General features: G+C 41.4%; 18 protein-coding genes. 13 read left to right on the top strand and 5 right to left on the bottom strand.

What is annotated here, in order from left to right; genetic code table 11:
- Positions 1–86: 86 nt before the first annotated feature.
- The 5 genes from ACT3RN_RS02140 (at position 87) to ACT3RN_RS02120 (ending at position 2,677) form a co-directional block, all read left to right on the top strand.
- A complete protein-coding gene (locus ACT3RN_RS02140) occupies positions 87–335 on the top strand; it encodes a TIGR03643 family protein (RefSeq protein WP_318779518.1) in 249 nt (82 codons plus the stop codon).
- A gap of 108 nt (positions 336–443) precedes the next feature.
- The gene (rpe, locus tag ACT3RN_RS02135; protein WP_192991914.1) at positions 444–1,133 is read left to right on the top strand and encodes a ribulose-phosphate 3-epimerase; all 690 of its coding nucleotides are present in this window, start codon (positions 444–446) and stop codon (positions 1,131–1,133) included.
- Between the two features lie 191 nt (positions 1,134–1,324).
- Positions 1,325–1,702: a hypothetical protein gene (locus ACT3RN_RS02130; RefSeq protein WP_225739129.1), complete on the top strand. Its 378-nt coding sequence runs from the start codon at positions 1,325–1,327 to the stop codon at positions 1,700–1,702.
- A 166-nt stretch (positions 1,703–1,868) separates the two neighbouring features.
- Positions 1,869–2,180, top strand: a complete 312-nt coding sequence (locus ACT3RN_RS02125; protein WP_192518986.1) for a hypothetical protein — start codon at positions 1,869–1,871, stop codon at positions 2,178–2,180.
- 185 nt (positions 2,181–2,365) lie between these two features.
- Positions 2,366–2,677 (top strand): hypothetical protein, encoded by a 312-nt coding sequence (locus ACT3RN_RS02120; protein ID WP_192518987.1) that lies wholly within the window; start codon positions 2,366–2,368, stop codon positions 2,675–2,677.
- Between the two features lie 156 nt (positions 2,678–2,833).
- Here the strand turns inward: ACT3RN_RS02120 and rpmG are convergent, their stop codons facing one another.
- Complete coding sequence (gene rpmG / locus ACT3RN_RS02115; RefSeq protein WP_192518988.1) at positions 2,834–2,989, bottom strand: 50S ribosomal protein L33; 156 nt, start codon at positions 2,987–2,989, stop codon at positions 2,834–2,836.
- A gap of 159 nt (positions 2,990–3,148) precedes the next feature.
- Positions 3,149–3,385 (bottom strand): 50S ribosomal protein L28, encoded by a 237-nt coding sequence (gene rpmB, locus ACT3RN_RS02110; RefSeq protein WP_192518989.1) that lies wholly within the window; start codon positions 3,383–3,385, stop codon positions 3,149–3,151.
- Between the two features lie 455 nt (positions 3,386–3,840).
- On the opposite strand from rpmB, the gene purU reads away from it, so the two are divergent.
- Positions 3,841–4,773, top strand: a complete 933-nt coding sequence (purU, locus tag ACT3RN_RS02105; protein ID WP_225739130.1) for a formyltetrahydrofolate deformylase — start codon at positions 3,841–3,843, stop codon at positions 4,771–4,773.
- Positions 4,774–4,849: 76 nt separating this feature from the next.
- Here the strand turns inward: purU and ACT3RN_RS02100 are convergent, their stop codons facing one another.
- Entirely contained in the window at positions 4,850–5,647 is a 798-nt protein-coding gene (locus ACT3RN_RS02100) for a cytochrome C assembly family protein (protein WP_413038441.1), read from the bottom strand.
- Between the two features lie 369 nt (positions 5,648–6,016).
- Between ACT3RN_RS02100 and ffh the strand changes: the two genes are divergently transcribed.
- From ffh to ACT3RN_RS02065, 7 genes are all read left to right on the top strand, one after another.
- Entirely contained in the window at positions 6,017–7,561 is a 1,545-nt protein-coding gene (ffh, locus tag ACT3RN_RS02095) for a signal recognition particle protein (RefSeq protein WP_192518991.1), read from the top strand.
- A 235-nt stretch (positions 7,562–7,796) separates the two neighbouring features.
- Complete coding sequence (tsaB, locus tag ACT3RN_RS02090) at positions 7,797–8,489, top strand: tRNA (adenosine(37)-N6)-threonylcarbamoyltransferase complex dimerization subunit type 1 TsaB (protein ID WP_192519001.1); 693 nt, start codon at positions 7,797–7,799, stop codon at positions 8,487–8,489.
- An 89-nt stretch (positions 8,490–8,578) separates the two neighbouring features.
- Complete coding sequence (locus ACT3RN_RS02085; protein ID WP_192518992.1) at positions 8,579–9,421, top strand: undecaprenyl-diphosphate phosphatase; 843 nt, start codon at positions 8,579–8,581, stop codon at positions 9,419–9,421.
- A 48-nt stretch (positions 9,422–9,469) separates the two neighbouring features.
- Entirely contained in the window at positions 9,470–10,369 is a 900-nt protein-coding gene (locus tag ACT3RN_RS02080; RefSeq protein ID WP_192518993.1) for a class I SAM-dependent methyltransferase, read from the top strand.
- 96 nt (positions 10,370–10,465) lie between these two features.
- Positions 10,466–10,708, top strand: coding sequence for a hypothetical protein (locus ACT3RN_RS02075; protein WP_192518994.1), 243 nt, complete (start codon positions 10,466–10,468; stop codon positions 10,706–10,708).
- Positions 10,709–10,863: 155 nt separating this feature from the next.
- On the top strand, positions 10,864–11,781 hold the full coding sequence (ubiA, locus tag ACT3RN_RS02070; RefSeq protein WP_192518995.1) for a 4-hydroxybenzoate octaprenyltransferase: 918 nt from the start codon (positions 10,864–10,866) through the stop codon (positions 11,779–11,781).
- Positions 11,774–12,442, top strand: coding sequence for a DUF4112 domain-containing protein (locus ACT3RN_RS02065; protein ID WP_192518996.1), 669 nt, complete (start codon positions 11,774–11,776; stop codon positions 12,440–12,442). The genes ubiA and ACT3RN_RS02065 overlap by 8 nt, the downstream gene beginning before the upstream one ends.
- A 107-nt stretch (positions 12,443–12,549) precedes the next feature.
- Here the strand turns inward: ACT3RN_RS02065 and ACT3RN_RS02060 are convergent, their stop codons facing one another.
- Both ACT3RN_RS02060 and ACT3RN_RS02055 read right to left on the bottom strand, forming a co-directional pair.
- Complete coding sequence (locus ACT3RN_RS02060; protein ID WP_192518997.1) at positions 12,550–13,197, bottom strand: hypothetical protein; 648 nt, start codon at positions 13,195–13,197, stop codon at positions 12,550–12,552.
- Between the two features lie 144 nt (positions 13,198–13,341).
- Positions 13,342–13,971: a hypothetical protein gene (locus ACT3RN_RS02055; protein WP_192518998.1), complete on the bottom strand. Its 630-nt coding sequence runs from the start codon at positions 13,969–13,971 to the stop codon at positions 13,342–13,344.
- Positions 13,972–14,106: the final 135 nt, after the last annotated feature.

Genomic DNA, 14,106 nt, shown 5'->3' with positions numbered 1-14,106 from the left:
AGACCAGTCATGAAAATAACGACCAAATATCTCAAGTCCAGTCAGAAGCGTTTATTGCAAAAAACGTCAACAGCGAGGGTGAGCAGGTGCTTGATGAGTCGCAACACTCACGAGTGATAGAGATGGCATGGGAAGACAGAACACCATTTGGGGCAATAGAGTATAGCTACGGTCTCAATGAAGCTGGTGTCATTAAGCTCATGCGTCAAACGCTAAAGCCATCATCTTTTCGCTTGTGGCGTCAGAGAGTCAGCAGCCGTGCGACCAAACATCAAGCGAAACGTGATTTTGGCGTGGGTCGTGCTTACTGTAAAACTCAGTATAAGCCGCGATAGTTTTTTTATTCAATATCGATGCATGAAAGGCTTATAATAGTGTATAAGCCAGCATCTAACTTTTATTCTATCAGTACTTTATTTACATATAAATTAGGTAGTTCTACTATGATTAGCCCTTCTAAGCCATATCTAATAGCCCCATCCATACTTTCAGCTGATTTTGCACGTTTAGGAGAAGATGTTGAAAAGGTATTAGAGTCAGGTGCCGATGTAATTCATTTTGATGTGATGGACAATCATTATGTACCCAACTTAACATTTGGTAGTATGATTTGTCAGGCATTGCGAGATTATGGTATTGATGCTCCCATTGATGTACACCTTATGGTATCACCAGTTGATAGCATGATTGAGCAATTTCTAGAAGCGGGTGCGAGCGTTATCACTTTTCACCCAGAAGCGAGTGGACACATTGATCGTTCGTTACAATTGATTAAAGATGGTGGTGCAGAGTGTGGTTTGGTATTGAACCCAGCGACTCCGCTGCATTATTTAGATTATGTCATGGATAAAGTGGATCAAATCTTACTAATGAGCGTCAACCCTGGTTATGGTGGCCAATCATTTATTGAAGGTACCTTAGAGAAGGTTCGCCAAGTTCGCCAGCGTATTATTACAAGCGGTCGTGATATTAGACTAGAAGTGGATGGTGGTATCAAAGCCAATAATATTCGTGCGATTGCAGAAGCAGGTGCTGATATGTTTGTTGCAGGTTCTGCGATATTTAATCAAGAAGACTATAAAAATGCTATTGATGAGATGCGCGCAGAGCTGGCACTGGCTAACGGTAAGTAATTGTAGTCAGTAGTTATAGCCAAATGACATAGCATGTTTTTTGACCTGATTTATGGACGCATCAAAAACTCACTCAAAAAATATGCTTATATATGGCCATCAAATACGCCCCACGATTAATGACGTAGTATGGTTCATTATGAAGTACGATTCACAATGATATATGATAGCGAGTTACACAAAGGTGAAGTATGAATACAAACAATTCAACCGACTTGTCAACGCCGTCTGAATCAGAGACAAGCTCAGCACAGCAACGTCAGGAACAGCCAATACAACGCAGTTTGGTACCGAGAGGTATTACCATTGGCTTAGCAATGTTTGCACTTGTGCTTAGTCTAGCAGGGTATGGTTTTCGCTTGATGGTAGGCGATGATGTAGGAGAGGTAGTACGTCATGCAGCCGTGATAGTACCCTCGTTTATGATTGGTATTCCCCTGTTTTTTTGGGTAGGCTCACGTATAGTTAACAAGATTAAAGGCATGCATATAGAGGGATGGAATGCGATTAGTTTGGGTTATTTAACGTCTTGTATCTCGATGCTATGGTTGATGGGCACTTATAGTTGAATGATTTTATAGTCAGTACTTTATAAATTAGACATGCTGCCAACTATACAGATTATTTATGATGCTATCACTGATACTGCTGCATAATTAATATGATGTTTTTATAAGTTTTTTACACACTTTTTAACCACTAAGTCATGCTCTATAAGCATGACTGGAATTTCACATGCGAATCATGCCTACTAATATTGCCAATATTATCTACCCAAAAGACTTACCAAATGGTTTGTTTACTAGTTTGATCATAGCATGTTTGCTACTAGGGTTATCCTCGTTGCGTCATGGTACGGACTTTCAAGGTTGGCTCAATGTCATGGAAAATTGGCTGATTATGCTGTTGATACTGCCTACTGCTACCGCCACGGTGGCACTGCCTTTTAAATATCGCGATCCAACTCTTGAGCTAAAACTGGTTTATTATTTGGGGATGTTCGTCGCTTTCTTATTTACTTTAGGAAAACTGCGTTACTGGCGCTGATTTTTTCATAAGTTTTATGCTTAAGTGGTTACCTATAGAGAAGACTTATGTGACAGCACTTGAATTTGATGGCCAAAGCGTCCATTGTATAAGGACGATGATCTCCCCGTATTGCTGTAAGAGGTTAAGTTTTTACACGCAATTGTCTTTATACATAATTAGACGGGATAATAAGGAAAAAATTAATGCCATATGATATCGATAATGATATAGAAGTAGATAATGAGAGTACTGACCAATTTGCAGGATTTGCGAAAGAAACCACACTGGAGCTGGTAGAAGCCGAAGACGGTAGGTTGTTATTGCGTGATGCGGAACAAGATGAAGCGCCACTGATGACGATAGATTTTTCTGAAAAACTGAAAGAAATACTGGGTACTGATACGCAAGCGATTGGTCAGCATATGATTCATGCGGCGATTCAAGTCATTATGCAAAAGCAGATGAGTCAGTGGCATGCACATGTTTATGACAAAGAGCCAGCGCATTACAGTTGATTGATATTACAGAGAAGTGATTTTGATAATCACAATTTTGGTGTGACAAATTCTGATGTGACAATGGATACCTCAATTAAAATCAATGAGCAATAAAAAAAGGGTTTATCAATTGATAAACCCTTTTTTATACAAATAATTTATTTAAACAATAAATTATTTGATTTTAGCTTCTTTAAAAACAACGTGCTGGCGTACTTTTGGATCGTATTTCTTAATTTCCATTTTGCCAGGCATAGTGCGCTTGTTTTTGGTAGTGGTATAGTAATACCCAGTACCAGCAGTTGATACTAACTTAATTTTATCTCTCATGATAGCTTTCCTGTAAATGAGGGGTCTTCAAACGATAGGTACGGATCTAAAAGGTTAAGTGGCTACACAAGGTGATTATATAAAATAACTATATAAAAGGTAGCAGAATGGCAGCTTAACGGTTGAAAATTATCAATACACTAAGCTGCAAGTCTCAACTTAAATCTTTTGACCTTGTGCGCGCATATCTGCTAGCACTTTATCGATACCAAGTTTGTCAATGATGCGCATACCTTTGGTAGACACACGTAGACGTACAAAACGATTTTCAGACTCTACCCAAAAACGATGGTTGTGAAGGTTTGGTAGAAAGCGACGACGGGTTTTGTTGTTTGCGTGCGAAACATTATTACCCACCATAGGGCGCTTTCCAGTCACTTGGCAAACTCGAGACATGGCGAACTCCTAATCTATGAGGTATGAGTTTTTCTCATACCAGTCTGGGCAAGTTGCACGTTTTTGCGGCATGGACACAGCAAGCGGCAGCTTTGCACCAAACAAAACTATATGAATGTTGAGTTGGCATTGTTGTTATCTAAAGGCAAATAACAGGCGTACCAATTCAGAAAATTTTAAAGCCGACATTTATACCATAAAAGAGATGAATACTCAAATATTTTTATGATTATTGTGGTTTTAAGGGTGGTTATTATACCTCGAAATGCAGCGGCTATGTTGTTGATTATCTAATAGTAAAGATTATTTTTCAGTTAACCTGTTATTTATGCAATTGTTATAAAAAACAACCAACTCATTCAGCAAAGATTCAAAAAAAAGACTAAAATAACCAGTTTACTATGCTCTAGCATTTGGCTTTAGTAGCAGGTTTCATTTTTTTAATTGGGTTTACTATGTCAGATAATACAAATATTGTTTCGCCATCGAACACGCAGCCTAGTAGTACTTCTCCTAATACGCCAACAACGGCTGCTATCGATACCGCGACATTACTGATTAAGTGCAAAGATCAGGCGGGTATCGTGCAAGCGGTATCTGAGTTTATTCATCGTTATGGTGCTAATATTATTACGCTTGATCAATATTCCACTGCTCATGAAGGCGGTCAGTATTTTATGCGTTTAGAGTTTGCCTTGGCAGGATTGAGCGATATCATTGATAATTTTAAAGCCAGCTTCAATCATACGGTGGCTAGACGTTATAATATGGAATGGCGGTTACATAACAATGCGATCAAAACCAAGGTTGGTATTTTGGTATCGAAATTTGATCATGCGTTGTTAGATTTGTTATGGCGGCATCAGCGTGGTCTGCTTGATTGTGATATTACTTGTGTGGTTAGTAATCACCCTGATTTGCGTCAAGCGGTAGAAAACTTCGGTATCACTTTTCATCATGTGCCTGTTAGCAAAGCCAATAAAGCAGAGGCAGAAGAGCAAATTCATGAGCTGATGGCGGGCAATGACTTGCTCGTATTAGCGCGTTATATGCAGATATTATCATCTGATTTTGTGAAGCGTTGGCCGATGAAAGTCATCAATATCCATCACTCATTCTTGCCAGCCTTTGTGGGAGCGGACCCTTATCGTCAGGCCTATGATAAAGGCGTGAAACTGATTGGTGCAACGGCGCATTATGTTACTGCTGAATTGGATCAAGGGCCTATTATTGAGCAAGATGTGCATCGCGTGACGCATCGTCAAGGTGTGACTGAGTTGCGTGCTATAGGGCGTGATATTGAGCGTAATGTATTGGCGCGTGCGGTCAATTGGCATGTGCAAAATCGTGTGATTGTAGCGGGTAATAAGACGGTGGTTTTTAATTAAAACATTCGACAGTTAGTTTTTATAAAAACATAGCCGTCAGTGGTTATAACTGCTGAACGCTATGCTTTTTATTGTTTTATAACAGCATTTCTAAAACGAATTTGCTACCGATAAAACCAATAGCCAGTAGAATAAAGGCATAAATAGTGATATTGGCAGCCCTTTTACCACGCCAGCCTGCACGCCAACTACCTACTAATAACGTGCCAAACAATAACCATGAGAGTAGACTAAACGCGGTTTTATGAACAATATGTTGAGACATCAAGTCGTGTACATAGATAAAGCCAATACCTAGCGCAATACTGAGTAAGACAAAGCCAACCAATAGCATGTCGAATAATAAGCTTTCCATGCTTTGTAATGAGGGTAGCTTATTGACCCAAAAGCGATGGATCGTGTGATGTTTTAGCTCACGAATTTGTAAGCGTAAAAATAGCGCTTGCACCGCGGCCATCAGCAGCACACAATAGGCCGCCAAAGATAGTAGTATATGCGCCTCAAGCCCAACACTGATATTGGTAATAGGTTGATAAGGGGCGCGACCGATATAGCCAACAGTCATACCTATTAATGCCGTAGGTGCTGCTAAAATAGCAAGGCTAATGATAGGGCGATAGAGACAAAACAGAACATAGAAAAATAAGAAAAACAAACTGATCAGGCTAATGATATTAAATAGATTAAAATTCAGACCGTAAAGGGTTACGACATAAGGATAAAGTAGCACTGCATGTGCCATCATACCGATTGTTAATAATCCCAGACTGATGCCTTTATGAATGGATTTACCTCGAGTTAACGCCCAACCAATGTAAACGCTGACTAAGAGATAAGCTAGGCTAGCAAGTAAGAATGCAAGGTTCACAGACATAAAGCCTCGTCTCATACTGAGTGTAAAACGGCCACTCAGATTGATGCTAAAATGGTATTATCGGAATGATTAGAATAATTGTTTAATTTATCATAAAATGACAGCCAATTGAGTACCATATTGCGTATTACTTATAAAGACTTAGGGTATACCAAACACAATGCCCTGGCTTAAAAATATATTTGCGAATCAATAATTTTATAAAAAGCTTATCAATTTTTGAGTCTACTTGATGCTATAGTGTTGATAATATGCTGTTTTTATCATTATTTTATAAATGCTGATCTAATATTTCATGCTATGCCCGAATATTGTTTATAAACCCTTCAAAAGGTTTTACTAAGAATTATTTTTAACTGAGAGTTATTTATGTTTGATACTTTAACAGAACGACTATCCTCAAGCCTGCGAAATATCGTGGGTAGTGGACAGCTAACCGAAGATAACATCAAAGATACCTTGCGCGAAGTGCGCATGGCCTTGCTCGAAGCCGATGTGGCGCTACCTGTCACTCGTGACTTTGTTAAACGTGTTAAAGAGCAAGCGCTGGGTGCAGAAGTTCTAAAAGAGCTGGCTCCAGGACAGGCCTTTGTCAAAATCGTCCATGACGAGCTGACGGAAATGATGGGCAGTGCCAATCAACAGTTAGAAATGACAGGTAAGCCACCAGTTGTCTATTTACTGGCAGGTTTGCAAGGTGCAGGTAAAACGACTACCGCGGGTAAGTTGGCCAAGTTCTTACAAGAGCGTCATAAGAAAAAAGTCATGTTGGTTTCGGCGGATGTTTATCGTCCAGCCGCCATCAAGCAGCTTGAGCAAGTAGCAGGTCAGGTAAATGCTAAGTTTGTGAACTCAAGCACTGACGAAAACCCAATCGATATCGCGCAACGTGCGATCGAAGAAGCAAAAATCCAGTATCAAGATATTTTAATCATTGATACCGCTGGTCGTCTACATATTGATGACACGATGATGGATGAGATTAAGGCGTTAACGGCTGCCGTCAGTCCATCTGAAACACTATTTGTCGTCGATGCGATGACCGGTCAAGATGCGGCCAATACCGCAAAAGCTTTTAATGATGCATTGCCATTAACAGGTGTTATTCTGACCAAGACAGATGGTGATGCTCGCGGTGGTGCTGCACTTTCTGTGCGTGCCATCACAGGTAAGCCAATCAAGTTTTTAGGTCGCGGTGAGAAACTAGACGAGCTAGAGCTGTTCCATCCTGAGCGTATTGCTCAGCGTATCTTAGGTATGGGTGATGTACTGAGCTTGGTTGAAGAAGTCGAGCAAAAAATCGACCGCGATAAAGCCGAAAAAATGGCGAAAAAGATGCAAAAGGGCGGTGAATTCGACCTTGAGGATCTGTTAACGCAGTTTCAGCAAATGAAAAATATGGGCGGCATGGCAGGATTTTTAGATAAAATGCCAGGTATGGGTGGCTCTGATATGCAAAAAGCCGTTGAAGATGCCAAGCCAGAAGAAAAAGTGCGTGAAATGGAAGCCTTGATTAATTCTATGACACCGTTTGAGCGTAAAAACCCTGATAAGATTAATCCAAGCCGTAAGCGTCGTATCGCTGCAGGTTCTGGTCGCGAGATTCAAGACGTGAATCGTTTGCTAAAGCAGCATAAGCAGATGGCCAAAATGATGAAAATGATCTCTAAGCCGGAAGGCATCAGTAAAATGATGAAGTCTATGAAAGGTTTGATGGGCGGCGGCGGAGCAGGTGGTGCTGGTCCGTTATTCGGCGGTGGTGGTCAGCAAGGTGGCGCAAAAGATGTGAACCCAGAGCAAATGGCAAAACAGATGGGTCTTGATCCAAACAACATGCCAAGCACTGAAGAGATGCAAAAGCAAATGCAAGAAATGCAAAATCAAGCGCCAAAGAAGTTTAAAACCCGCTTTTAAACCATAGCTGATTGTACTGCTTATAATTTTTGATGGAGCCTCAAAACTGATATGGTTTTGAGGCTTTTTCTTTTTCTCTACTCTGACTCAGTACGCATGGATAAAGTATGAAAAACGTAGAAAGTCATAAAATTTGTTTGTCCTAAATGCTATGATAGGCACTATTTTATTTGTTTGTCCTAAATGCTATGATAGGCACTATTTTATGATGCCAAGCGTACAAGCCGAGGTGATGATGTTTTTAGCAATGGATACTGTGTTTGATCAGTGCTCGATCGCAATTTTGGATGTAGATGGTCAGGTACTATCGAGTCATACCGAAACTGGTAAGCGTCAGCAGACTCAGCAGATTCTACCCATGATCGATGCGGCCTTATCTGAAGCGCAGTTAAAGCTGGCTGATATACAGGCCTTGATCTTTAACCGTGGTCCTGGCGCTTTTAGCGGTATCAGAATCAATACAGCGGTAGTACAAGCGCTATCTGTCGCACATGACACTCCTTGTGTGGGCGTTTCAAGCTTACAGGCGATTGCGCAGCGTGCGTATAACCAATATGGTCTGACACAAGTCTATAGTGCGCTGGATGCTCGTATGCAGCAAGTGTATTTTGGGCAGTACGCAGTAATCGATAGTGAAGCCGGCATTATGCAGCCAGTACTGATTGCTGATAATGATAGCACCGAGCAGCTGCTGGATTATGACAGCCAAACTGACCTTGATATCCCAGTAGTCGGTAATGGCGCAGGTTTATTGACTTTGCATGATACACAAGCATGGCATGAATACGTGTCACCGGATGCGGTGGTCATCGGTCAGCTCGGTATCGCGCAATTTATGGCGATAGGTGGAGTAGAGGCGTCACAAGCTTTACCAAAGTACTTACGTAACCAAGCTTGGAAAACGCTGAAAGAGCAAGGCAAAGCATAGTTGTTTTCAGTCATTTGTCGTACTATGCAAAATATAACAACACACTAAAAACTGTATTAACCAATAGGTTTGTATCTAGGAAAGCCACCGTGGATATTATTTTATTAATTCAAGCTGTCATCATGGGTATCGTTGAAGGTATCACTGAGTTTTTACCCATTTCTAGTACGGGCTACCTAATTTTATCAGCAGATGTGATGGGTTTTTGGACCAAAGAAAAAGTCGATTTGTTCGTCGTTGTCGTGCAATTGGGTGCTATCTTGGCCGTTATTTATGACTATTGGGGTAGACTGTGGCAAGCGCTCATGGGCTTGCTAACGGGTAAAGCAGAAGGCATGAATAACCCAAGGCAACTTGGACTGAGTTTGATTGTATCTACTATTCCTGTAATGATCGTTGGTTTTACCTTCGCTGATGAGATTAAAGCCTATTTATTTAATCCGATTACTGTCGCAATTATGCTCATCATTGGTGGTTTGTTGATATTCTATGTTGAGAGTCGTCCTAAAGCGGTCATTGCAAATGAAGCTGAAGATGTCAGCCTAAAAACAGCGTTGATGATTGGGTTATTTCAATGCTTGGCACTAATACCAGGAACATCACGCTCAGGTGCTACTATCATTGGTGCCCTGTGGCTTGGTGTCTCGCGCAAAGCGTCAGCAGAGTTTTCATTCTTTTTAGGTATTCCTGTTATTGTAGGTGCGGCACTATTAGATTTAATCAAACATGGCGACGTACTGACCAATAGTGACGATTGGCTAGTGCTGGGCGTTGGCACGGTGGTGTCATTTATCGTCGCTTTACTTTGTATTCGTTTGCTTGTGGCATGGGTGAGCCGTCGTGATTTTACCATCTTTGCTTGGTTACGTATTATCACAGGTGTGCTTGTTTTGATCGCTGCTTGGGGCTTTGGTTATCAAATGGCAGGTTAGCTGTTGCTATGACTTATAGCGTTATTAGCAGTCGTAAAGAGGGTAGTCATGAGTAGGTTGGATACAGTTTCTAATAAGGCTATCGCCTTTATGCAGTGCCAGCTACTCTACGTGAGCGAGTCGCAGCACAGTCAAGTGGATATGTTGCAAGCATTGATAGAACAGCACCGATTACCAATCATATTAAACGCTGAGTTGTCTGTCGATAAATTAACACAAAAACGTCGCCAGCAATTAAGTCATAGCGCCACTCAACCTATCTTATTATTGGATAATAAAGATAAGCTATCATGGCTCAGTGATGGTCTGAGTGTGACGCCAGAGTGGGACAAACTACAACGCCGTGTGGTGAGTGCAGGACGAAAGTCCGAGTTGCTATTGCAGGCTGCTAAGATCACATCGGATAGTAATGTTATTGATGCGACGGCTGGTTTCGGTCATGATAGCCTAATATTGGGTAGTACTGGCGCACAGGTCACCATGCTAGAGCAGCAACCATTAATGGCATTGCTATTATTGGTAGAGCAGCAGCGTATGAGTGCGTTGCCGAACTGGCAAAAGCTAATGTCACGTCTACAAATTGTAAATATTGATGCGCTGAGTTATTTTGAAATGCTCAAAGCGGAACCAATGACCAGTGATAGTAAGGTTATTGATGTCGTATATCTGGATCCTATGTTTCCAGAGGACAGCTATCAAGACAGCAAGACAGGAAAAGGTGCTAAAGTGGGCAAGCACATGCAAGCATTACATCAACTAGCAAGCCCGCCAACAGTAGAAGAAGAGTGTCAGCTGCTCAAGTCAGCACAATCTATCGTTAGTCAATCTACACAGCACTCTGGTCGTGTGGTCGTAAAACGTCCTCAGCAGGCCCCATTTTTAGCAAGCCAACAACCTAGTGAAAGCTGGCATAATGAGGCAGTGCGCTTTGACGGTTATTTTGCTTGATAGTGACTGTTTACTAGAGATTGTTGGATAGTAACTGTTTACTAGTGACTGTTTGATAGTGATTGTTTACAAGAAAAATGGATTTAGGAGCAAGGAATGTCAACGCTAATTATTTGGGCGATGGGTGCGGCGCTATTATTGATTAATATCATTTTGCGTACTCGAATCCTGCGGCTCGAAGCACGTCTAAAAGAGCTAAGCAATCCACAAGAGCAGCTGGATTTTTTGCGTCAGCAAGCATCACAGAAAGATAAAGTCCCTGCACTGAAAGCTTTGCGCAAACAGTATCCTGAGATGTCACTAGTAGAAGCCAACCAATTGTGGAAACAAATTCAGTAACTAGCTAATTCATTAACTAGCTAATTCATTAACTAGCTAATTCATTAACCAGACAATTCAGTAACTAGCCAAATCACTTAACAGTCATTTTAGTCGCTTTTCGCAAAGACTATGAGCGCGTATATAACATATTCTATTGATGATAATAAATAACCATGACATTTAAAGATAAACTACAAGCTTATATTCAATTGACCCGCTTTGATAAACCTGTGGGCATTGAGCTATTGTTATGGCCAACATTATGGGGTGTGCTACTGGCTGAGATGGGTCAGGCTCAGCAACAAGGCGCGCCAGCAGCACTGCCGAGTTTTAAGATATTTATAATCTTTGCGCTTGGTGCGGTTTTTATGCGGGCAGCTGGTTGCGCCATTAATGACTTCGCTGATCGAAAAGTCGATGGTCATGTGACTCGTACTAAGGGACGACCATTAGCGGATGGACGCCTATCAGGTAAGGAAGCCGTTGCTGCATTTTTGGTGTTGGTGTTATTAAGTGCCAGTTTACTATTCTTCCTACCCATTGCTGTGTTTTATTGGTCGCTTGGTGCGGTTGTATTGGCGTTTATTTATCCATTTATGAAACGCTACACCCATTTGCCACAAGTGTTTTTAGCAGCGGCTTTTGGTTGGGCGATACCGATGGCCTATGTGGCGATACAAGGCACGCCTGACATTTGGTGTTGGTTGTTGTTTATCGCCTATATGTGCTGGACGGTAGCTTATGACACACAGTATGCCATGGCTGACCGCGAGGACGATTTAAAAATTGGTGTAAAATCAACGGCGATATTATTTGGTCGCTATGATGTGATTATCATCTCGCTACTACAGACGTTATTTTTGCTAATTATGGGCGTGGTCATATGGCATTATTTTTCACCGACCACTTTAGGCATTACGCCAGTATTTGGTTTGGCATTAGTAGCCATGATGTTTACCAAGCAAAACAGTGCTTGTGCTAGTTACAACGCGCGCGCTTGCTTTCAGGCATTTTTGGCCAATATTTGGGTGGGACGTTACATCTTTGCGCTCATTGCCATCGCTTGTATATGGACAACGGTTAATGGATGAGTTAAATAAGGTATCAAGGTTAAAAGCGAAAAAAATCTTTGATACCAATACGTCTGCTATCGATTATCAGGCACGATTGGCTGAGCAGGGCCTCACACGCGAGCAAGTCATCGCAACGGAGCGTAAACTGGCAAAATTTGCCAATACCATGGATTCGTTAGTACGGATACCGTTTACCAAACAAGGCATGGGTGCGGACGCTGCGCTATCGACTATTCCGCTGGCAGGTGATTTGGCGGGACTGGCTTTGACCAGTTATGCATTTGTGTTGGGTCGTCAATTGGGTGTGCCTGCACATAAGATGACGCCTGCTGTCAGACTGGCGCTTATCGATATGGTGGTGGGTATCGTGCCTGGTATTGGCACATTGTTTGACATATTTATTCGTCCGAGCCGTAAAACCTTGGGTATCGTGCACGGGCATCTGCATGATGAGTATGGCATCACTGAAACCATGCACATGGATCGACCATTCTTACATCAGTCATTAGAAGACAAGCAGCAGCACAGCCGCTTTTGGCGAATCCCTATTATTGCTTGGCTGTATTTGCATATTCCTGATATTTTAGGATTGATTGTCATTGTGGTGGTTGGCTGGGGATTATGGGTAATGATGAGCTGGTTGGTCAGTCTATTTGGGAAAGCTACTGGGTTTGGCTAAAACAAAACAATCAGCAGCAGAAGCGGTACACGCTATTATTTAACGTGTGCCGCTTTTTTTATGGCAATTTTTTATAGCAGATTTTGATAAATAGTAAGGCTTAGGCATTACTCAGTGACGACTTCTGCTTCTGCACTGACCGCATCAAAACTAGTGACTTTGTTATTTTGGACAAGGTCGATAGTACCACCGCCAGCATGACTGACCAGCTCAAGGCTACCATCCTTCGAGCGATAAGTAGGGTTATTACCTTGGCCTTTTGGTGCACTTAGCGTCATCTTTGGTTTATTGGACATTGTGACAATAGCATTTAGCGTACCTTCCGCTGAGGTCTCGAATATCACTGATAGCGTTTCACCTGTTGCGTTTTCATAACGGACATCGGTGATTTGTGTCCCTTTGATCGCTTGCTCAGGGTTAGGTTTTACCTCAGTCGTGGGTGGTGCTGAGTTGTTCGCCTCAACGTCACCTTCTAACTGTTCTAAACTAATATCACTATTTGCATCTGTTGGCTGTGCTGTCGTATTGTCGGTATTGTTGTCTAAGTTTGCATCAGCGTCAGCACCAGTGTCAGGGGCGTTGATATTGGTCGTGACGGGCGTTGTTTGTACGGCTGTTTCGGTCTGTGTGTCATTATCTGACTCAGGTTCTGAGCCTTTTTGACAAGCTGCCAGTAGCAAGACACTAAAAAAAGCAACAGGTACTATCCGATAGAAAAATTTGGCAGTTGGCGAGTGTGAGTTAAAATAATTCATGAGTAGATCTTTATCCAATAAGCGTGCTTTATTTACGCACAGTAAATTATGTGAGTCAGTTTTTGTATTAATTATTGACTGTTATAAGTGTCCACTATCTTAGTGAGTAAGGTAAGAGGCGTTTGATGACGAGCCAAAAGCAATTTATTTTATCTTTAAACTGTCGGCTGCCATACCGCTTTCTTTGTAGACATCGTCCAAATATCGGCGACTGGCAAGCAGTTTGTCAACGACACCACTTTGGCTTTGGGTATTAAGCTTTTGCGAAAAATCTAAAATTGAGTTCAACTGTTCTAATACAATGTCATAACTGGTATTTTGTCGATCGGTATCAATAACGACTGTTTTTGCATAGCTTTGGTCAAGGCTTAGATAGTCAGTAATCAATTCTGGCACACGGGTAGCGATGAGTTTATTGAAGGTGAATAACTGTGATTCAGTAATTTCATCGTGATGCGTGGACTCGTATTGCTGACCAATAGCATCCATAGTAACTCGAAAATTCTTAGGCACTTGCTCGTTATATAGCAGTTGTACAAATGGATGATGAGCTGAAAAATTAATTACGCTAAGAGTGCTATCTTGTTCATTACCTACTGACTCTTTAATTGACTCTGCTTGAGACTGAACCGCGATATGATGCGCCGATGCTAAATACTCTTGATGGCGTTGTATAGAGTTATTTTGAGTGTGCTTAGATTTTTCCTTCATCACAAAGAATATGGGTACGATCGCAATTAAGCTAAGTAGAATGAGCAAGAGGGGAAAAGACATATTGGTACTCTGTCGTTAGAAGTGCTATTTATTTAAAATAATAATTTTAGATTACAATATAACATGCTTGTGCTATGTTAAGGCAAAACAGAAATCGATAAAAATATAACTTATTACCAAGTATTTATTTTATTT

This window comes from Psychrobacter sp. AOP5-GZ1-6, from assembly GCF_052376345.1.
In the GTDB taxonomy this organism is placed as follows: domain Bacteria; phylum Pseudomonadota; class Gammaproteobacteria; order Pseudomonadales; family Moraxellaceae; genus Psychrobacter.
Note: the sequence above shows the minus strand (reverse complement) of the source record. Positions and strands in the feature narration are given on the sequence as shown.